Source organism: Lederbergia citrisecunda, assembly GCF_018343695.1.
Taxonomy (GTDB): domain Bacteria; phylum Bacillota; class Bacilli; order Bacillales; family Bacillaceae_C; genus Lederbergia; species Lederbergia citrisecunda.
Map to the genome: position 1 here is coordinate 1,687,572 of NZ_JAGYPJ010000001.1, position 19,189 is coordinate 1,706,760.

The 19,189-nt window shown below is 36.0% G+C and carries 19 protein-coding genes; all 19 read right to left on the reverse strand.

What is annotated here, in order from left to right; genetic code table 11:
• Positions 1 to 107 precede the first annotated feature (107 nt).
• A complete protein-coding gene (locus KHA93_RS08490) occupies positions 108 to 1,226 on the reverse strand; it encodes a Nif3-like dinuclear metal center hexameric protein (protein WP_213110348.1) in 1,119 nt (372 codons plus the stop codon).
• The gene (locus KHA93_RS08495; protein ID WP_213110349.1) at positions 1,223 to 1,927 is read right to left on the reverse strand and encodes a tRNA (adenine(22)-N(1))-methyltransferase; all 705 of its coding nucleotides are present in this window, start codon (positions 1,925 to 1,927) and stop codon (positions 1,223 to 1,225) included. Before KHA93_RS08495 ends, KHA93_RS08490 begins: the two co-directional genes overlap by 4 nt.
• Positions 1,928 to 1,999: 72 nt before the next feature.
• Positions 2,000 to 2,350, reverse strand: coding sequence for a cytochrome c550 (cccA, locus tag KHA93_RS08500; protein ID WP_213110350.1), 351 nt, complete (start codon positions 2,348 to 2,350; stop codon positions 2,000 to 2,002).
• A 138-nt stretch (positions 2,351 to 2,488) separates the two neighbouring features.
• On the reverse strand, positions 2,489 to 3,631 hold the full coding sequence (locus KHA93_RS08505) for an acyl-CoA dehydrogenase family protein (protein ID WP_213110351.1): 1,143 nt from the start codon (positions 3,629 to 3,631) through the stop codon (positions 2,489 to 2,491).
• Positions 3,632 to 3,739: 108 nt separating this feature from the next.
• Positions 3,740 to 4,276, reverse strand: coding sequence for a hypothetical protein (locus tag KHA93_RS08510; protein ID WP_213110352.1), 537 nt, complete (start codon positions 4,274 to 4,276; stop codon positions 3,740 to 3,742).
• A gap of 223 nt (positions 4,277 to 4,499) precedes the next feature.
• Entirely contained in the window at positions 4,500 to 5,630 is a 1,131-nt protein-coding gene (rpoD, locus tag KHA93_RS08515; protein WP_213110353.1) for an RNA polymerase sigma factor RpoD, read from the reverse strand.
• Between the two features lie 63 nt (positions 5,631 to 5,693).
• Entirely contained in the window at positions 5,694 to 7,514 is a 1,821-nt protein-coding gene (gene dnaG, locus KHA93_RS08520; protein ID WP_213110354.1) for a DNA primase, read from the reverse strand.
• 53 nt (positions 7,515 to 7,567) lie between these two features.
• Positions 7,568 to 8,023 carry a YaiI/YqxD family protein gene (locus KHA93_RS08525; protein WP_213110355.1) on the reverse strand — a complete coding sequence of 152 codons (456 nt, stop codon included), beginning with the start codon at positions 8,021 to 8,023 and terminating at the stop codon, positions 7,568 to 7,570.
• Positions 8,024 to 8,464: 441 nt separating this feature from the next.
• Positions 8,465 to 9,274 (reverse strand): pyruvate, water dikinase regulatory protein, encoded by an 810-nt coding sequence (locus KHA93_RS08530; protein WP_213112835.1) that lies wholly within the window; start codon positions 9,272 to 9,274, stop codon positions 8,465 to 8,467.
• A 20-nt stretch (positions 9,275 to 9,294) separates the two neighbouring features.
• Positions 9,295 to 9,930, reverse strand: a complete 636-nt coding sequence (ccpN, locus tag KHA93_RS08535; RefSeq protein ID WP_213112836.1) for a transcriptional regulator CcpN — start codon at positions 9,928 to 9,930, stop codon at positions 9,295 to 9,297.
• Between the two features lie 206 nt (positions 9,931 to 10,136).
• Positions 10,137 to 12,194, reverse strand: coding sequence for a glycine--tRNA ligase subunit beta (gene glyS, locus KHA93_RS08540; RefSeq protein ID WP_213110356.1), 2,058 nt, complete (start codon positions 12,192 to 12,194; stop codon positions 10,137 to 10,139).
• A complete protein-coding gene (gene glyQ / locus KHA93_RS08545; RefSeq protein ID WP_213110357.1) occupies positions 12,187 to 13,086 on the reverse strand; it encodes a glycine--tRNA ligase subunit alpha in 900 nt (299 codons plus the stop codon). Before glyQ ends, glyS begins: the two co-directional genes overlap by 8 nt.
• Positions 13,087 to 13,380: 294 nt before the next feature.
• A complete protein-coding gene (gene recO / locus KHA93_RS08550) occupies positions 13,381 to 14,133 on the reverse strand; it encodes a DNA repair protein RecO (RefSeq protein ID WP_213110358.1) in 753 nt (250 codons plus the stop codon).
• Between the two features lie 43 nt (positions 14,134 to 14,176).
• Positions 14,177 to 14,320, reverse strand: coding sequence for a YqzL family protein (locus KHA93_RS08555; RefSeq protein ID WP_213110359.1), 144 nt, complete (start codon positions 14,318 to 14,320; stop codon positions 14,177 to 14,179).
• Between the two features lie 114 nt (positions 14,321 to 14,434).
• Positions 14,435 to 15,358, reverse strand: coding sequence for a GTPase Era (gene era / locus KHA93_RS08560; protein ID WP_213110360.1), 924 nt, complete (start codon positions 15,356 to 15,358; stop codon positions 14,435 to 14,437).
• A complete protein-coding gene (locus KHA93_RS08565) occupies positions 15,351 to 15,749 on the reverse strand; it encodes a cytidine deaminase (RefSeq protein ID WP_213110361.1) in 399 nt (132 codons plus the stop codon). Before KHA93_RS08565 ends, era begins: the two co-directional genes overlap by 8 nt.
• A 415-nt stretch (positions 15,750 to 16,164) precedes the next feature.
• Positions 16,165 to 16,554: a diacylglycerol kinase family protein gene (locus KHA93_RS08570; RefSeq protein ID WP_213110362.1), complete on the reverse strand. Its 390-nt coding sequence runs from the start codon at positions 16,552 to 16,554 to the stop codon at positions 16,165 to 16,167.
• The gene (gene ybeY / locus KHA93_RS08575; RefSeq protein WP_213110363.1) at positions 16,538 to 17,008 is read right to left on the reverse strand and encodes an rRNA maturation RNase YbeY; all 471 of its coding nucleotides are present in this window, start codon (positions 17,006 to 17,008) and stop codon (positions 16,538 to 16,540) included. Before ybeY ends, KHA93_RS08570 begins: the two co-directional genes overlap by 17 nt.
• Positions 16,992 to 19,181 (reverse strand): HD family phosphohydrolase, encoded by a 2,190-nt coding sequence (locus KHA93_RS08580; protein ID WP_213110364.1) that lies wholly within the window; start codon positions 19,179 to 19,181, stop codon positions 16,992 to 16,994. The genes ybeY and KHA93_RS08580 overlap by 17 nt, the downstream gene beginning before the upstream one ends.
• Positions 19,182 to 19,189: the final 8 nt, after the last annotated feature.

Consider the following 19,189-nt stretch of genomic DNA (forward strand, 5'->3'; position numbering starts at 1 on the left):
CGATAATCCTTTTTCCCGCAGGAGTCTCACGCCTTTCGCTATAATTAACATTGTGCCAAAATCATTTATGAGCCTCGTATTGTATGGCTCGTTTTCATAACATTTTATTAAATGAAATGGAATGGATTAGTATCGATTTCAGAAGGAAAAATGGTTACGTCAAAATTCTTTTTCTCAATTAATTTCTTTAGCACTTTCACTGTACCTTTTTTCATGATTTTTTCAACATTATGGCCTGGATCAATCAAATTAATTCCTAAATTCATAGCATCATGCGCTGTATGATAATAGATATCTCCAGTTACATAAACATCGGCCCCACTAAATTTAGCAGAAGAATAGTATTTATTTCCATCTCCACCAAGGACAGCTACCTTTTTAATTTTATCATTCAAATTTCCAATTATCCTAACTCCTGGTGAGTCTAGTGCTTCTTTTACAATTGCTGCAAACTCCTTCAAATTCATTGGATTGTCTAATTCTCCAATTTTCCCTAATCCTAGCACTTTTCCTTTTTGAGATAATTCGTATATATCGTAGGCAGGCTCTTCATATGGATGAGCTTTTAGCATTGCGGAAACTATTTTTTTCTCCTTGTTCGAAGGAAAAACGGTTTCTATTTTTACTTCATGGACTGTTTCCATTTTTCCCATTTCGCCTATGTATGGATTTGTATTTTCTCCTGGTAAAAATCTTCCCGTTCCTTCTGAAGAGAAAGTACAATGACTATATGCACCGATAGCTCCAGCCCCCGCATCGCCTAATGCAGTAAGAAGGTCTGCTTCATTTTCCTTAGGTACATATACCGCAAGCTTTTTTAACGTTTCTTGATATGTGGGCACTAATACAGTAATGTTTTTTAGCCCCAATGCTTCGGCAAGCATATCATTAACGCCACCAGGTGCGACATCTAAATTTGTATGGGCTGCATAAACGGTAATATCATGCTTGATTAGCATCTCAATGATTTTCCCATTAGCGTTACTTGTATTAATGTTTTTCAAAGGACGATAAATGAGCGGATGATGAGCAATAATCAAATCTACTTTTTTTTCAATAGCTTCATGTACAACCTCTTCCAATACATCTAGTGCAATCATGACATTATGAATAGGTTTATTCAATGTACCGATTTGCAGCCCAATCGGATCACCTTCTAGAGCATATTCTTTTGGTGAGAATTCCTCAAATAATTGGATGAATTCATAACCATTTATTTTTTTCATCCCAGTTCCTCCATGACGATTGCAATTTTTTTACTTATTTCATCTTTTCTTGCGGAAACTTTATAGTTGTCACCCGCTTTTTCAAGTTCTTTTAAAATATTAATCCACTGGTTTAGCTCCAACTGCCACTTTTTAATAAAAGCTTCATTTTTATTTTTTAATAAAAATGGTCCAAGCAAGAATTCTTTTTTGAAATCTTTATATGGTATAGTGGGATCACCTATATCTGCAACAAGGATTTCATAAAACTTCCCATCCTCTTCCACTAACTTTTCATCTACTAGCTGCCAATTATGGTCATATAGCCACTTACGAATATTTTCAGCTCCAATATTAGGTTGGAGTATCAATCTTTTTACACCTTCTAGCTTGTTCATGCCTCTCTCTAAAATATCAGTTATCAACGCTCCGCCCATCCCTGCAATAATAATGCAGTCGACTTCGAAAGGACTAATAACCTCAAGGCCATCTCCTTTTCTAACATTAATTTGATTTGTTAAACCGGACTTTTTCACTTGTTGTAATGCGGATTGATAAGGTCCATCTACCACTTCACCTGCGATCGCGGATTGTGCGATCCCTTTATTTACAGCGTAACACGGCAAGTAAGCATGGTCAGAACCAATATCAGCAATCCTCATCCCTGTTTGTATAAATGAAGTTACCGTTTCCAGCCTTGTTGATAGCTTTTCTATGTTCATAAGAATACACCTCAATTATTACGATAAAAGAGTTCTCTGCAAAATGCAAAGAACTCTTTAAAAAGAAAGTAATTATTTTAAATTCGATACCCATTCTGCCATTTGATCAATGTTATCGGCTGGAATCAATCCTGCTGGCATTATGCCTTTACCATTTGTCAATATGTCAGCAACTTCTTCTTTAGAAAGACCTGTTCCATGGAGTGATGGTGCTGCTCCGCCGCCTTCTAGGTTTTCACCATGACATCCGATACATGTTTTACTTGCAGCTTCAGGATTAAATTCTGCGGCTACTTCTTCTCCGCCTTCAGCTTCTTTCGCAATTTCTTTAGCGTCGCCAATTCCTTTTATTCCAAGGAAAAATACGAGAACAAGTCCCATTACCATAATTAAAATATATGGAACAATTGGATTACGTTTCATGACTTACCCTCCTTATGTATGAACTACGTATAATATCAATTATGCAACAAACATCTATATTTTACTCGAAATAAGTCAGAAGGGAAAGCCTTTGCTCTTAATTTTCATTGTTTTTTCGATTTTTAGACAAACATTGTCTTATGTGCAACCTACTTCTCGAGCAATAACCATTCTTTGTATTTCTGATGTACCTTCACCAATTTCTAATAGTTTTGCATCTCTCATCATTCGTTCAACTTCGTATTCTCTCATATACCCATAACCACCAAGGATTTGAACGGATTGGCTAGTAATTTCCATGCATATTTCCGATGCATATAATTTGCAAATAGACGCTTCTTTAGAAAATATCCTTCCTTGATCTTTAAGCCATGCCGCTTTATATACCATATTTCTTGCTAATTCAATCTTCAAAGCCATATCTGCTAGTTTAAATTGTGTAATTTGAAATTGAGCCAATGATTTCCCAAACTGCTTTCTTTCTTTAGAATATGCCAATGCTTTATCAAAGGCTGCCTGTGCAATCCCTACAGCCATAGCACCAATACCAATTCGACCGCCATCCAATGTTTGTAAGAACTGTTTAAAGCCCTCCCCTTCTTTTCCAAGGAGATTATCTTGTGGAACCATTACATCTTCCAAGACCAATTCCGTCGTATTAGACGCGTTTAGCCCCATCTTGTCGTATGAATCAATGATGGTAAACCCATTAGCATCCGTTGGTACAATGATGGCACTGATCTCTTTTCTTCCATTTTTTTGCCCTGTTACAGCAGTTAAGGAAAGAAATTTTGCAAAACTGGCATTTGTGATAAAACATTTATTACCATTAATAATATACTCATTGTCCCTCTTTATTGCTGTTGTATTTGTGCCTCCTGCATCCGAGCCTGCATTTGGCTCCGTAAGCCCAAACGCTCCAATAGATTTTCCTATGCATAGAGGTACTAAATATTTTTCCCTCTGCTCTTCAGTTCCAAATAAGTAAATTGGAGCTGCGCCCAGGGAAATATGAGCAGAATATGTGATACCTGTTGAACCACATGCCCTACTTAATTCTTCCGTAACAATTGCGAAGCTAATTGTATCGGCACCAGCTCCACCATATTTCTCAGGAAAGGGCAAGCCCATTATTCCTAAACTAGAAAGCTGAGCAATAATGTCAATTGGAAACTTTTTGTTTCGATCTCGTTCGACTGCGCCCGGAGCAACTTCCTCTTGAGCAAATTCATGAATCGTTTTTTTGATCATCATTTGTTCTGGGGATAAATCAAAATTCATTTGCCTTTCCTCCTTCATGGTGAATACCGCATTTGTAATGCGTTCTGAAGTAAGGTGAGTTTTCCTACCCTAAACATATTCTTAGTATGTAGAAATAAGAACGATTCCCTATATGAACATAAAAATAATCAAAGTTCCAACAGCTAAAGTACCAGCGATAATAAAAAAAAGTTGCTTTCGCCATACACCGCCTATAATCCATACAATACAATTTATTAAAATCATAATATATAGGCTCTTTCTATTTGAAGAAAAGTAAGTGTCATTTATTTGAACGGTATAAAGAAGGAATATAAAAGCTCCCGTAATAAAAATAAGCAATTTGCTTTTTTTCATTTTTCGAAAAATGAATATGGAAAGAATTAACACGAAAACAAAAAATGTCAAAAAAAGCGTTTGCATTCCGAAAGAAACATCTGTAATATAAGTAATTACAATCGCTATTCCAATCATAAATAAAAATAACATACTAAAAAAGATGTCTATGTTTAGATGAAATTTTCTTTTGATCACTTTGTCTTGTAATTGCTCTTCCCCTTCCGTATATAAAGCAATTAAGTAATTGCAATAGTGTTCGGGTAGCATGTTATTTTGTTTCCAAAAAGTAATTTCTTTTAATATTATTTTTTTCCTTTTATCATCCATAGGGGACACATCCTATATAGGAGCTGTATTTATTGTAAGAAGACTCTTGATATGATTTATCACTTCAGAAAAGCGATATAGAAGCCAACTGGGTCTCCCTTGGCCAGCAATCAACAAAATAGCAACTTTTCAAAGCTTAACATAGTCAATAAGAAAAAAAGTTTACTTCCGAAAACAGAAGTAAACTTATAGTGCTTTCTACTTTTGTGAAAATCTTTATTCATTATTCTAAGAAGTCTTTAAGTCGCTTACTTCTACTTGGATGTCGAAGTTTTCTAAGTGCTTTTGCTTCTATTTGTCTAATTCTTTCTCTTGTAACGCCAAAAACTTTGCCGACTTCTTCAAGGGTGCGAGTACGTCCATCGTCAAGTCCAAAACGGAGGCGAAGTACATTTTCTTCTCTGTCTGTCAAAGTATCGAGGACATCTTCAAGCTGTTCTTTTAGCAACTCATATGCGGCATGTTCGGATGGTGATGTAGCTTCCTGGTCTTCGATGAAATCTCCTAAATGGGAATCGTCCTCTTCCCCAATTGGCGTTTCCAATGAAACAGGTTCTTGGGCGATTTTTAAGATTTCACGAACTTTTTCTGGTGTTAAATCCATTTCCTCTGCAATTTCTTCAGGTGATGGTTCCCGACCTAAATCTTGAAGTAATTGCCTTTGGACTCGAATCAATTTATTTATTGTTTCAACCATGTGAACAGGAATACGAATCGTACGAGCTTGATCCGCGATGGCACGGGTAATAGCCTGACGAATCCACCAAGTAGCGTACGTACTAAATTTAAACCCTTTATCGTAGTCAAATTTTTCAACGGCTTTAATCAGCCCCATGTTACCTTCTTGAATTAAGTCCAAGAATAGCATCCCACGACCAACATAGCGTTTTGCTATGCTGACTACAAGCCTTAAATTCGCTTCTGCAAGCCGTTTTTTTGCTTCTTCGTCACCTTTTTCAATCCGCTTAGCCAATTCAATTTCTTCTTCTGCTGATAATAGATCCACTCGTCCTATTTCTTTTAAATACATTCTAACAGGGTCATTAATTTTCACCCCTGGAGGCACGCTTAGATCATTTAAATCAAATTCCTCTTCATCTTTCTGGGATGGATTAGGAATTGGATTATCTCCATCTTCGTCTTCTTCTTCAAGTAATTCAATACCTTGATCAGTTAATTGTTCATAAAACTCATCCATTTGGTGGGAATCTAAGTCAAAATGGGATAACTTTTCTGCAATTCTTTCATATGTTAGAGTACCGCGTTTTTTTCCTTGCTCAATTAATTGCTCTTTCGATTGATCGAGGGTTAACTCAATATCTGTATCATTGGAACGTGCTGATTTTTCAGCCATGCGTCCTCCTCCTTCCGACATTTACACAATTACAAAGCTATTCAAATTAATAAAAAGTATTAATTACAAAGATTTACGAAGTTCAATGATTTCTTTTGCTATTTCAACTGCTTTTGCGAAATCGTTTTTTCGTTCAGCTGCCTTTTGTTCAGCTTGCTTTTCCTTTATCATTAACAACTTAGGGTGTTTCAACACGTGACTAACGTAATCATTTAATTCTTTTTCACTATATTCATGATTTATTGCCAACATTTCAATTTCGGATACAATGGCCCGAAGTTTTTTATCCGGTAAATAATTTAAGAAAAGACTTGGATCAGGACTTTTCCCCTCTTCGTAATACCCAAATAAATATGTTAGTATTGCTTGATGTTCATCTATATGGAAGGTGGTGTCACCTAACATCTCCATAATACGATATGCCAGATCTTCGTCGCGGAGCATTCTGGCTAGTAATTGTCGCTCTGCTACTAAATGAGCTGCTAACGGCTTATGGGCCGTCTTTGGTTGAGGAATATTTTGTTGATTGATGTTTTTTTGATCGATGTTTTTCTGTTGCTTTTTTTCCCTCGTTACATTCATCTGTGATTGCTGTTCAACGAGAGCTTCAAGTGACAAAGAAAATTCATCCGATAACTGCCGTAAGTATAATTCACGTTCTACGGCGTTTTCTAGCTTACCTATTTCTACCAATGCCTTTTCGATAAACCAGAGCTTTTCTCCTTCATTTTGGAGATTTTTCCCTTTGCGAAAATAGTGGAGCTTATATGCCATCCAAGTTTGCGCATTCCCTATTACATGTTCACGGAATTTCTCTGGTCCGTATTTACGAATGTAGTCATCGGGATCTAGTTTGTCCGGCAATATAACTACGTTAATTTCGATCCCATAGTTTGCAAGCATTTGACCGGAGCGATATGCCGCTTCGGCACCTGCAGAATCAGAATCGAAACAAAGTGTAACTGAATTGGTCAATCTATTTAGCAGCTGAATATGTTTTTCAGTTAAAGCTGTCCCCATGACGGCAACGCAATTTTTTACTTCAGCAGAATCTGCAGAAATAACGTCAGCAAAACCTTCAAATAAAACGACATTTCCTTGTCTTCGAATATGGGCTCTAGCATTGTAGTAGTTATATAATAATGAGCTTTTATTAAAAAGGACTGTTTCAGGAGTATTTAAGTATTTAGGTTGGTTTTCTTCAGTCAATGCACGAGCAGAAAAGGCTACGATTCTTCCTTTTGAATCATGAAGTGGAAACATTAACCTATCGCGAAAACGGTCAAAATAAGACCCATCCTTTTCACGAATACTTAATAACCCGGCTTTTTCCATTAAATCATGCGTAAAACCACGGTTTTCTAAAAATTTGACGGCAAAATCCCATTCAGGCAAAGAATAGCCAACTTTAAATTTTTGAATACTTTCTTTTGTAAAACCTCTTTTTAATAAGTAGTCGAGAGCTCTAGCCCCTTCATTCGTATTCATAAGCAAATGATGATAAAATTTTGCTAGCAATTCATGGGCTTCTATGATTAAGGAGTGTTCTTTTGGAAGATGATGATGGATATTGTCTCTAGATACTTCGATATCGAGTTCTATATTTCCTCTTTTTGCTATTTTCTCAGCTGCTTCCTGAAAAGAAATTCCTTCAATATCCGTTACAAAGGTAAAAACATTACCTCCTGCCCCACAGCCAAAACAATGGAAGATCTGTTTATCAGTTGATACAGAAAACGATGGTGTGTTCTCTCCGTGAAAGGGACATAAACCAAAGTAATTTCGTCCTTGTTTTTTCAACTGGACGTAGTCACTGATAACATCAACAATATCAACTGCTTGCTTGATTTCATTGATTTTCTCTTCAGGAATTCTAATTGCCAAAAAAAACATCCCCATTTATTAAATCTAACTTATATAATATTCGACACTAATATTTAAACTCCTTCAAATTTCGACAATAATCTTCGTAAATTTTTTTCAAAGTTGCAACGGTCTTGTGAAGTAAATCGTTTCGGACCTTTACCATAATGTCCGCGCTCTCTTTCCTTAGCGGCAAGATAACGAAAATCAAGTGCTGTCTGAATGGATTCTTCCTTATATTCAGATCCCCTATGCGAAAGGGCATAAACTCCTTTTGCTAAGGCTAGACTAGCAAGACCGATATCTTGAGTTATGAGTACATCTTCACGCTTAATGTGATTCAGGATATACATATCCGCAGAATCCTTTCCAGGATCTACAAAAATCCATTCACCGCTTTTCCCCTCCTGATTCGATATATGATCATAAGAAGCGATGAAATACACGTGCAACTCAAACTCTTTGGCAATTAAAGCAATTTCGGATTTTACAGGACATGCATCCGCATCTACGTAAATAGTGGTCGTCATGCGGTTATTATTAATAATTCTACATCACTCCTGTGATTCCTTCTTACTTTGGAAAGTCTTTAAGGAATCATGTCGTTTTTTCTCGTATCTCATTTTTATGCTGAACACAATAATTAGTTTATTCCTGAAATAACAAGTCTAAACCTTTTTTTATATTTTTCAAACACAATTTTTTATTATATCTTATCTTTGCGTTTTTTTCCATTATAAAATAGTAAAAACACAACAAAAAGTTGTGCCTTTACCTTTGTCTTCTGCTTTCAGCGCCATTCAACTACAAACTTGTTGTCCTTTTCCCTTGCGAAAAGCCAGCATCTGCTCGTATCTCGCCGTGTTTCCTTTATCTCAGTAAAAGTCCAGATAAGATACGTCTACTACCACGTACTATTGCAATACGGACGTACCCATATCTTATAAGTCTGTTCGTTGATGGACAGGCTCTTACGCTTTAGTCCTTTGCATGCAATTAATGATAATATTGGCAGTTTCCTCCACTGCTTTATTCGTCACATCAATAACTTTGCAATTCAATTTATTGGCTATCGTATCAAAATATTCAATTTCTCGTTTTATTCGTTCGATATTGGCATAGCTTGCCTTGTCATCCAGCCCTAAAGATATGAGTCTTTCTCTTCGAATATGATTTAATTTTTCAGGGCTGATTTTTAGACCGATACATCTTTTAGGATCTACTTTGAATAATTCTTCTGGCGGATCAATTTCCGGAACTACCGGGACGTTCGCAACTTTATAACTTTTTAAGGCAAGATATTGTGATAAAGGCGTTTTCGAAGTTCGTGAAACTCCTATTAAAATAATGTCTGCTCTAAGAAGTCCTCTAGGATCACGGCCGTCATCGTATTTTACTGCAAATTCAATAGCCTCAACCCGTTTAAAATAATCTTCATCTAGCTTTCTTACTAACCCTGGTTTATTTAGCGGTGCATTTTCAAACGTCTTCTCAAAGGTATCCATAAGAGGGCCCATGATGTCTATGCCGTTAATATTATGCAATTCAGTCATGGTTTTCATATAGTCTCTTATTTCAGGTTTTACTAATGTATAAACAATCATTCCGTGATCTTTCTTAGCTGACGTAATAATTTCGTCAATATGACTCCACTCTTCCACGTACGGAATACGCTTTATAACGGCATTAGATCCATTAAATTGGCTAATGGCCGCTTTCGTTACAAGCTCGGCGGTCTCTCCAACGGAGTCAGAGACTACATAAATTATAGGTTCTGCCATCATTATATCCTTTCTCTAATTTATACGCCCGTCTCAGCTAATTCCACAAGGACTCTTGTAATATTTGTTTTTGTAATTCTTCCAACTACTTCAAATCCATTAATAGTTTTATTCACGACTGGAATAGCATCAATTTGTGTTTTTATTAATTTTTCTGCAACCTCAATAAGTAAATCACTTTTTTGACACATCGTTATATTCGGCATTCTTGTCATAATAATATTCACCGGAATCGTTGTCAGCTTCTGTTGACCAATACTAGCCCTTAATAAATCTTTACGTGACAAAACTCCAACCAGATGAGCCTTCGCATCAGTGACAAAGAGTGTCCCAACATCCTCAGAAAAAACTGTAACGATGGCATCATAAACAGACACATTTTCATTTATAACAACAGGTGTCGATTCATGACCGTCAACTAGCATTTTTTTTAACTTTTCTGCGAGTAACTGATTGCTCGTTTTTCCTGTGTAAAAATAACCCACTCTAGGTCTGGCATCAAGAAAACCCGTCATCGTTAAAATGGCCAAGTCAGGTCTTAAGGTAGCTCGGGTTAAATCAAGTTTTTCTGCAATGCTTTCACCAGTAATCGGTCCGAAATCTTTGACAATTTGTAATATTTTATCCTGTCTATGACTTAATTCGATTGTACTCACCACCAATATGGAACCGGACTTGGGCTTATCAAGAAGCACAAGTCCTTTTCTTAATTGTCTAGCTCCAGCGCCTATCAACTAGCAAACTTCCTGTCCTTTTCCCTACGATAAGTCAACATCGACTCGTCTCTCGTCGTGTTTCCTTTATCTCAGTCAAAGGACGTGAAGTTGGTACGTTGATGAACGAGGCGCTTCCGCTTTTCTTTCTACTTTACAACAATTACATTCACGGATGCGTATGCTCCAATTATTTTTGCCAGTTCACTCATTAGAGCTAGGCGATTCCGTTTTATCTCTTCTTGGTCAGCCATTACCATTGTATGATCAAAATAAGCTGAAATGGCAGTTTCCAATGATGAGATTGCATCAAAACGTTCGCTACTTGATATAGTTGATTCAAAAATCTCTTTTAACTGTTTCCACTGTTCATTTAGATTTACTTCATAATCATTTTCAAATAAATCTGGATTGACTTGGACGCCTAATTCTGCTTTTCCAGCAATATTCAATACTCGTGAAAGTGACTCAATCGTTCCTTTAAATGAAGGTTGATCTTTTCTTTCCTGCAATGTTTCAGCACGATCAACAATATCCTTCACACTATTAAAGTCCCCACCTAATACCGCCTCGATAAGATCATAGCGGATTTCTTTTTCTTCAAGTAAGTGTTGGATCCTTAATTTGAAAAAGGCTTTTAGTTGCTGATAAAGCTCATCATTATGATCACCTTTTTCAACAACAATTACTTTTTTCAATAATTCACTAAGTGAGATGTTCCATTCATTTTCAAGTAATATTTGAATAATACCTGCAGCTTGTCTTCTCAATGCATAAGGGTCTTGTGAACCAGTTGGAATTAATCCTATAGCAAAGGATGAGACGATGGAATCTAGCTTATCAGCCATGCTTATAATGGATCCAATAGTTGTTTGCGGAACACTATCTTCAGCATGTCTTGGCTTGTAATGCTCGTAAATCGCTTTAGCTACTCCTGGAAGCTCTCCTTGTTGCAGAGCATATTTTTCTCCCATTACACCTTGTAATTCTGGAAATTCATTAACCATATTACTAACGAGATCAAATTTACAAATTTCAGCTGCGCGATCTGCCAGTTTCAATTCTTGATCCGTTAAGCTCACCATTCGCCCAATCTCTTCAGTAATATTTCTTATTCTTTTTACTTTTTCAGCCAATGTTCCAATTTTCTCATGGTATATGATCGATTCTAATTTTTTCAAATTATGCTCCATCGGAACTTTCTGATCTTCTTGATAAAAGAAATCAGCATCAGATAACCTTGCCCTTAACACTTTTTCATTTCCCTTCGCCACTGTTTCAATATGACGATGGTCCCCATTTCTTACAGCCACGAAATATGGAAGTAAATTTCCGTTTTTATTTTTCACCGGAAAATAGCGCTGATGTGATTTCATCGAAGTAATAAGAACTTCTTCTGGAAGTTTTAAAAACTCTCTGTTAAAAGTCCCGAAAAATACCGTCGGGTATTCAACTAGATTGGTTACTTCCTCTAAGAGATCTTCGTCTACAGGGATGATCCAATCTTGTTCTTCCTCAAGTCTTTTGATCTGCTCTAGGATGGCTTCTTTCCTTTCGTCATAATCGACAAGTACATACTGGCCAAGCAGCACTTTTTCGTAATCAATCGGGGCAAGCAACGGGATTGGTTCACCTAGAAATCGATGTCCTTGAGTAACATTGCTTGCTTGGACTCCAGCGATTTCAATTGAAACTGTTTCATTACCAAATAATGCTACAAGCCATCTTATCGGTCTTAAGAAACGTAAACTTTGACTGCCCCAGCGCATACTATTTGGAAAATGGAGGGAAGAAATTACGCTTGAAAGCTGTGGAAGCAATTTAATCGTTGCTTCACCTTTAATAAATTTATTTGCGTGTGCATATTCCACGCCTTTTATTTCCTTAAAGTAAATATCATCTACTGTTATTCCATTGGACTTCGTAAATCCTAAAGCCGACTTTGACCAATTCCCCTCATTGTCAAAGAGAATTTTTTTTGCTGGCCCCTTCACTTCTTCTTCTGTATCGCTTTGTGAAGTTGCTACTTCCTTCACCACGATAGCCAATCTTCTAGGAGTTGAAAATAATTTCATTTCAGTAAAACTAAGCTTATTGTCTTGAAACCAACTTTCAAGTTTTTCACTTAATTCACGAATAGCATTATTAACAAATCGTGCTGGCATCTCTTCTATACCGATCTCTAATAATAAATCTCGATTACTCATTTTCGGAGGTCTCCTCCTTTTTTGTATGATTTAATATTGGGAATCCAAGTTTTTCCCGTTCCTCGTAAAATGTTTTAGCCACTTGTCTAGCCATACTTCTCATTTTGCCAATATAAGCTGTTCGCTCTGTGACTGAGATCGCACCTTTAGCATCTAAAAGATTAAATACATGTGAGCATTTTAAAATATAATCATACGCAGGGTGAACAAGACCTAAATCCATTTGTTTTTTTGCCTCTTCTTCGTACGTATGAAAAAGGTTGAAAAGCATTTCTTGATTTGAAGTTTCAAAAGCATATTTTGAATGTTCATATTCTGGTTGATAAAAAATATCTCTTACTGTAAACCCATTTGTCCATTCCAAATCAAATACGTTTTCTTTTTCTTGGATATAAGATGCGAGCCTCTCAATTCCATATGTTAATTCAACTGAAACTGGTTTACATTCAAGCCCGCCTACTTGCTGGAAGTACGTAAATTGTGTAACCTCCATCCCGTCCAACCAAACTTCCCAGCCAAGCCCAGCACATCCAAGTGACGGATTCTCCCAGTTATCCTCAACGAAACGAATATCATGCTCTAAAGGATCAATACCAAGCGCTTTTAAGGAATCCAAATAGATTTCTTGAATATTGTCTGGAGAAGGCTTCATAATGACTTGAAATTGGTGGTGTTGGTATAATCGATTTGGATTTTCTCCGTATCGACCATCTGCTGGTCGTCTAGATGGTTCTACGTAAGCTACATTCCAAGGCTCCGGTCCAATTGCTCGTAAAAAAGTATAAGGGCTCATAGTACCAGCACCTTTTTCCACATCATATGCCTGCATTAATATACAACCATATTCAGACCAGTGCTTTTGTAATGCTAAAATCATTTCCTGTATATTCATATTACTCTTCCTTTCTCATCAAAATAAAAAACTCTCGTCCCTATGCCTCATAATAAGCATAGGGACGAGAGTTAACCCGCGGTTCCACCCTATTTGCCGCAACTAAACGGCCATCTTTCAATAAAGTTGCTCCAGAATGCCTTCATTAATGTCCATAACCCGGCTCACACTGTCCCGGATTCGCTTAATTAAGGAGTGTCATTAATTACTTCTTTCTTTCTCTGCAACAAAATATTAAATTATTCTTATACAAAAAATAGCTGATATTAGTCAAATTGTCAAATGCCTTTTCATTTATAATTGATCTTTTAACTTATCAAGTTGATCAAGAAATCGTTTTGATTTCAAATTTAGTCCAGAATACTCATCATAATAAAGTGAAATGACATCTTTTAATTCTTTTTTTGTTTCAGGCTTAACAGAAATGGAGCCGAGTCGATGGATATCAAAAAAGTAAAATATACGGAGCAGCTTTACGGTAGTTTGTGATAATGGAAAGAAATGAGGATCCTTTTCGAAACAATGATGACAGATCAATCCATTTTCTTTGATGGAGAAACCAAATTGAGCCTCTGTATTTCCACACACGGCACATTGATTCATTTCTGGATAAAAACCTAAGACATTGAGCATTTTCATCTCAAAAATATTCGTTACAATATCAGGATCATTATCATCATTAATGTATTGCAGAGTTTGCTGCAATAATTCAAATAAAAAAGGATTACGCTCTTTCTCACCCGTTGCTTTATCGATTAAATCAACGATATAAGTTGCATAAGCTGTTTTAAAAATATCCTCCCTAATCGCTCTAAGTGAAGAAATTAATTCTGCCTGCTGCATCGCTCCAATCCCACGATTTCCATAAATCATAAAATATCCATATGTAAAAAGCTGGGTAGGACCAGCAAGGCGGCTATTGGTTTTCTTTGCGCCCCTTGCCATTCCTGCAATTTTCCCAGCTTCTCGTGTATAAATTGTCACTATTTTATTGGATTCACCATAATCAATCGTTCTAATGACTATTCCTTCGTATTTTTCCACCATATATTCATTTCCCCTTTCGAATCTGGGGCAGAAAAATAAGATCTTATGTTACTGGGTAATCTATTTCATCCGAATTTTCCATATGCGGCAGAATATTTATATGCTCTTCTTTTTCAAGTTCCTTTAGAAGCAAGTACGTATCAACATTACCTGTCTCTTTAAAAACTTTCCACGTGAACTCATACATGTAAATCCCGCCTTTCAAAGTAGTTAAATCTTACTCATATTTTTTCACTAAAACTTGAGGTAATACTAAATAAAATTTGTTAAAGTAACCAATCATATTTTTTAGAATATGACCTTAATAATCATCTTCTTTAAATCCATAATCTCTTAGGTGGAATGCTTTATTTCTCCAATCCTTTTGAACCTTTACCCATAATTCCAAAAATACTTTTGATCCAAGTAAATTTTCAATATCTAATCGAGCTCGTTGCCCTATTTCCTTTAGCATCTTACCTTGCTTTCCAATAACAATTCCTTTTTGAGAATCGCGTTCTACAATAATAGTTGCCATTATATGAATGACATCCTGGCTTTGTTTATGCTCCATTTTATCAATCAATACTGCTAATGAATGAGGTACTTCCTCTCTTGTTAAATGAAGCGCTTTCTCCCTAATTAATTCAGAGACGATAAATCTTTCTGGATGATCCGTAACTTGATCTTCCGGATAATATTGAGGCCCTTCTGGTAAATAATGTTTAATTTGCATCAACAGTCTATCAATATTATTTCCTTCGAGTGCAGAAATGGGAATGATTTCTTTAAAATCGTACATTTCCTTATATTGATCGATAATAGATAAAAGTGTATCAGGTTGAATGAGATCAATCTTATTAATGACCAGAAATACTGGAGTACGGACACCCTTCAATTTTTCAATAATAAATTCATCGCCACGGCCAAAGCCTTCATCAGCATTGATCATACATAAAACTAGATCTACTTCTTTTAAAGTGTTAATGGCAATTTTCATCATAAAATCGCCTAATTTATGCTTTGGCTTATGGATTCCTGGAGTATCAATAAAGATCATTTGAGAATCATTTGTCGATAATACTCCTTGAACTTTGTTTCTTGTTGTTTGCGGTTTATCACTCATTATGGCAATTTTTTGTCCAATTACGTGATTTAAAAATGTAGACTTTCCAACATTTGGCCTACCAATAATGGATATAAAACCAGATTTGTACTGATTATTCTTTTGCAATTGATTATTCATGTAAATCCTCCGGTGAAAATGCAAAGGGCAATAATTCTTCGACGGTTAATTCTCTAATATCCCCTTTTTTGTTAGCTAAAACCACTTTCATGTCTTTTGGGCACAATTCTGCAATTACTTGACGACATGCACCGCATGGGGGAACAGGTCTTTCAGTATCTGCTATTACAGCAAGCATTGTAAAATCCCGATCGCCTTCTGAAACGGCTTTAAAGATAGCAGTCCTCTCTGCACAGTTTACAACACTATAAGCTGCGTTTTCAATGTTACATCCATGATAAACTTTCCCATCATTTGTTAGCAATGCAGCCCCAACAGGAAAATGAGAATAAGGAACATACGCTCTTTCTTTCGCTTTTATTGCTTCCTGCACTAGTTGCTCTTGATTCATTTTTTTCCCAACTTTCTTACATTTATTTTACTACATTTTCCCATAAAAAAGTGAAGTTCAGCATAAATTTTTTCAAAATTATAATTTTTAATCATCATGTAACAATGACTGTGCAATTATTTTAACTTACCAATCGAACAAGTTCAAATTAGTGAACGTCAAAAAATAAAAGCTACCTCTGGGCAGCTTTTATAAAGGCTAGTTTTAACCTGTATTTAGATTTCAGCTCTAAGCGCTCACTTTCGCTGGCAGTTCAGAAGCCTCATTGGCTCTTGACTTGTTGTCCATCTTCAGCTCCTAGAGTCAAACGTTCGTACACCGCTAAATCTTAGCATCCGCTTATCCTATTTGTATGGTCTCCTGCTAACCATTTTTCCTTAGTAGTCACGTGCTTTCCGCTCTAATCAAAGATTAATCAAAAGAATAGCTTAATCATTTTTGGTCCCAATATGACTATACCAATAATAACCGACATAATGGCATACACGAGTACCGCGGCGGCAGCAAGATCCTTCGCTTGCTTTGCTAAAGGTTTGATTTCTTTAGTAGCAATGTCAACAGCCCGTTCGAGTGCTGAGTTTATGAGCTCTAGTGATAATACGCCAAATATAGAAATAATAATAAACAGCCATTCCATTTTGTCGATTTTTAAAATAAAAGATAGAGCACTAACAATGATGGCACAGATGATATGAACTTGAAAGTTTTTTTCAACTTTGGATGCATGGATAATTCCTTCAATTGCATATTTAAAGGCGCATGCAATACGATCGATTGAAAATCCCCCTCTATCTCTCAAGGCCATAACCTTCAAGGAGTTCGTTTTGTCTCTTAAACATCTTTTTTTCATCAGCTTCTTCAATATGGTCATAGCCAAGTAAATGTAGAAAACCGTGAATTGTTAAAAATCCAAGTTCTCGAGTGAAGGAATGACCATATTCTATTGATTGTTCCTTTGCTTTATCAATAGAAATGATAATGTCACCTAACATACGAGGCATATCACTTCCCTTAATTTCCAGTTCATCTTCACCTAGTTCTTCCATTGCAAAGGAAATAACATCTGTAGCATAATCCTTTCCCCTATATTCCTTATTTATTTTTTGAATTTCGTCGTTAGACACAATCATTATCGATAACTCAGTACCATCCTCAACTTTCTCTTCTTTTGCTGCATAGTTCAATAAATTTTTTATCAGATTGCTATCTGATTCAGTCAATTCGTTAGTTTCATCAATTAAATCAATTTGCAGTGTCACTGCTAATCACCTTCTGTTGTTTTAAATCAGGGTACTCAATTCTTGAGTGAAATATGCCATTTAATGTTTCACAAAATCTTATCTTTACAAGTTCAATTTCCTTCAACGTAAGATCACATTCATTAAACTGCCCATCCATGATTCTATCTTGTGCAATATGATGAACAAGTGATCGAATCTCCCCTGGAGTTGGGTTTGCCATGGATCGAACAGCCGCTTCTACACTATCCGCTAAACTTATTACAGCTGCTTCCCTTGTTTGTGGCTTTGGTCCTGGATAACGATAGTCACTTTCCGGTATATCTTCATTTATTTTTTTCGCTTTGTAATAAAAATACTTAAGCAAACTTGTTCCATGATGTTGCTCTGCAATATCGACAATCTCTTTCGGCAATTTATGTTTCCGTAATTCCTTCGCTCCGTCTGCAGCATGAGAAATAATAATATCCTTACTCGTTTCAGGCGGAAGACGATCGTGAGGATTCTCTATATTCATCTGATTTTCAATAAAAAATGGAGGTCGCTTTGTCTTACCTACATCGTGATAATAACAGCCGACTCTAGCTAGTAAACCATTTGCTCCTATCGCTTCACATGCAGCTTCCGCTAGATTTGCCACCATTACACTATGATGATACGTTCCAGGTGTTTCAGTTAACAGTTTTTTCAATAAAGGATGATTTGGATTGGATAACTCGATCAATCTCATTGTCGACAATATTCCAAATCCTGCTTCAAAGAACGGCAGGAGGCCGATTGTAAGTACAGATGATAAGATTCCGGAAACAACCGAAAACAATCCAAAATAAAGATATTCTGTAAGAGTGAACTGTCCACCTCCAATTAACAATAAGAAAAAGATAAGCAGTAGATTAATACATGATACTAATAAACCCGCTCGTAATATATGGCTTCTCTCATTTCTTGATGAAACGAATAATACACCAGCCAACCCACTAAATAGAATATAAACAGCAATTTCGATATCTATTGTATCCGAAATTCCATCATGGAAAACAATACTGCCACAAGATGCTATAATAATCGTCATCATAAGAGCTAATCTCTCATTGATCATTGTTTTAATTAACATCGGGGCCATCGCCGCTGGGAAAATATAGGCGATTTTATTTAAATTATCGCCTTCCATTAAACCAATAATTTTCATAATAATGATTGAACAAATGAAAATTAAACTGGACAAAAGCAAATAATTTTGTTTTTTTTCATCGGATATAGACATCCGAGAAAAATAAATATAAATCGATCCAATTGTCAAAAGAACAAAAATCCCTAATCCGATAATCGGTTTTATAGTAGGATTACTTTTTAACAATCCTAGCATTTCCAACTGCCTATATGTCTCTCTGTCAATTAAATGACCTTCCTGTACAATGATTTGCCCTTGCAATATTTTTACTGGTTCGACATCTTCTTTAGCATGTTTTTTTCTTTCTTCCGTTAGAACAGGGTCGTATAAATCATTAGGAACGATAGCATACTTACCTAACTCTATAGCAGCGCTTTTCAGTTCATCCGTTAATCCAGACGTTTTAAGATGATCAGCTACTGCTTTTCTAGCTGCTTCGACTCCGTCTTCACGAATCTTTTCATTCATGACTGATTCCACATTCTGGACAACAATTTCTCTTGTTTTTTGCAGTTCTGCCCCATCTGTTTCCAATAATGCAATAAAAATTTGGTCAGAAATTGAACTTGTGATGTCTTCTGAAACATTTTCAGTAAGCTTTGTTTTAAGCTGCTTCAACCTAGTTTGTAATGTTATTGCAACTGACTCTTCGTTCTTCTTATCTGATGTATTCTCATCTATTATTTTATTGGATTCATAATTTGTATCCTTAACAAAATCAAAAATAGATGTGATTAAAGAAACACGATTTTGAGCCATTTCCTTTTTAAATACATAAACTTTGTCGATTTGATCAGCGGCATTTTCTCTAGCTTCAGCAGTCCTTATTTCATCCTCTACTGTCTTTGGGGATCGGATGGTTTTATCCGCTACTGAAAAAAGTTCGATATCATACGTTTCCGGCTTTACATTGTGATATAGAATGGTGAATAGTAATAATCCAAGTATGCAGTAAATAAGAGTTGTAAATACCTTAAAGCTAAGGAACGTTCGGATTTTGCTTATATATGCTTGAAAGTCCATAAAATCCT

What these genes read in the sequence shown, in the direction of transcription:
- KHA93_RS08490 (WP_213110348.1), bottom strand. Translation starts at nt 1,226, where the DNA reads ATGAAAAAAATAAATGGTTATGAATTCATCCAATTATTTGAGGAATTC.
- KHA93_RS08495 (WP_213110349.1), bottom strand. Translation starts at nt 1,927, where the DNA reads ATGAACATAGAAAAGCTATCAACAAGGCTGGAAACGGTAACTTCATTT.
- cccA (WP_213110350.1), bottom strand. Translation starts at nt 2,350, where the DNA reads ATGAAACGTAATCCAATTGTTCCATATATTTTAATTATGGTAATGGGA.
- KHA93_RS08505 (WP_213110351.1), bottom strand. Translation starts at nt 3,631, where the DNA reads ATGAATTTTGATTTATCCCCAGAACAAATGATGATCAAAAAAACGATT.
- KHA93_RS08510 (WP_213110352.1), bottom strand. Translation starts at nt 4,276, where the DNA reads ATGGATGATAAAAGGAAAAAAATAATATTAAAAGAAATTACTTTTTGG.
- rpoD (WP_213110353.1), bottom strand. Translation starts at nt 5,630, where the DNA reads ATGGCTGAAAAATCAGCACGTTCCAATGATACAGATATTGAGTTAACC.
- KHA93_RS08525 (WP_213110355.1), bottom strand. Translation starts at nt 8,023, where the DNA reads ATGACGACCACTATTTACGTAGATGCGGATGCATGTCCTGTAAAATCC.
- KHA93_RS08530 (WP_213112835.1), bottom strand. Translation starts at nt 9,274, where the DNA reads ATGGCAGAACCTATAATTTATGTAGTCTCTGACTCCGTTGGAGAGACC.
- glyS (WP_213110356.1), bottom strand. Translation starts at nt 12,194, where the DNA reads ATGAGTAATCGAGATTTATTATTAGAGATCGGTATAGAAGAGATGCCA.
- glyQ (WP_213110357.1), bottom strand. Translation starts at nt 13,086, where the DNA reads ATGAATATACAGGAAATGATTTTAGCATTACAAAAGCACTGGTCTGAA.
- recO (WP_213110358.1), bottom strand. Translation starts at nt 14,133, where the DNA reads ATGGTGGAAAAATACGAAGGAATAGTCATTAGAACGATTGATTATGGT.
- KHA93_RS08555 (WP_213110359.1), bottom strand. Translation starts at nt 14,320, where the DNA reads ATGTATGAGTTCACGTGGAAAGTTTTTAAAGAGACAGGTAATGTTGAT.
- era (WP_213110360.1), bottom strand. Translation starts at nt 15,358, where the DNA reads ATGAATAATCAATTGCAAAAGAATAATCAGTACAAATCTGGTTTTATA.
- KHA93_RS08565 (WP_213110361.1), bottom strand. Translation starts at nt 15,749, where the DNA reads ATGAATCAAGAGCAACTAGTGCAGGAAGCAATAAAAGCGAAAGAAAGA.
- KHA93_RS08570 (WP_213110362.1), bottom strand. Translation starts at nt 16,554, where the DNA reads ATGGCCTTGAGAGATAGAGGGGGATTTTCAATCGATCGTATTGCATGC.
- KHA93_RS08580 (WP_213110364.1), bottom strand. Translation starts at nt 19,181, where the DNA reads ATGGACTTTCAAGCATATATAAGCAAAATCCGAACGTTCCTTAGCTTT.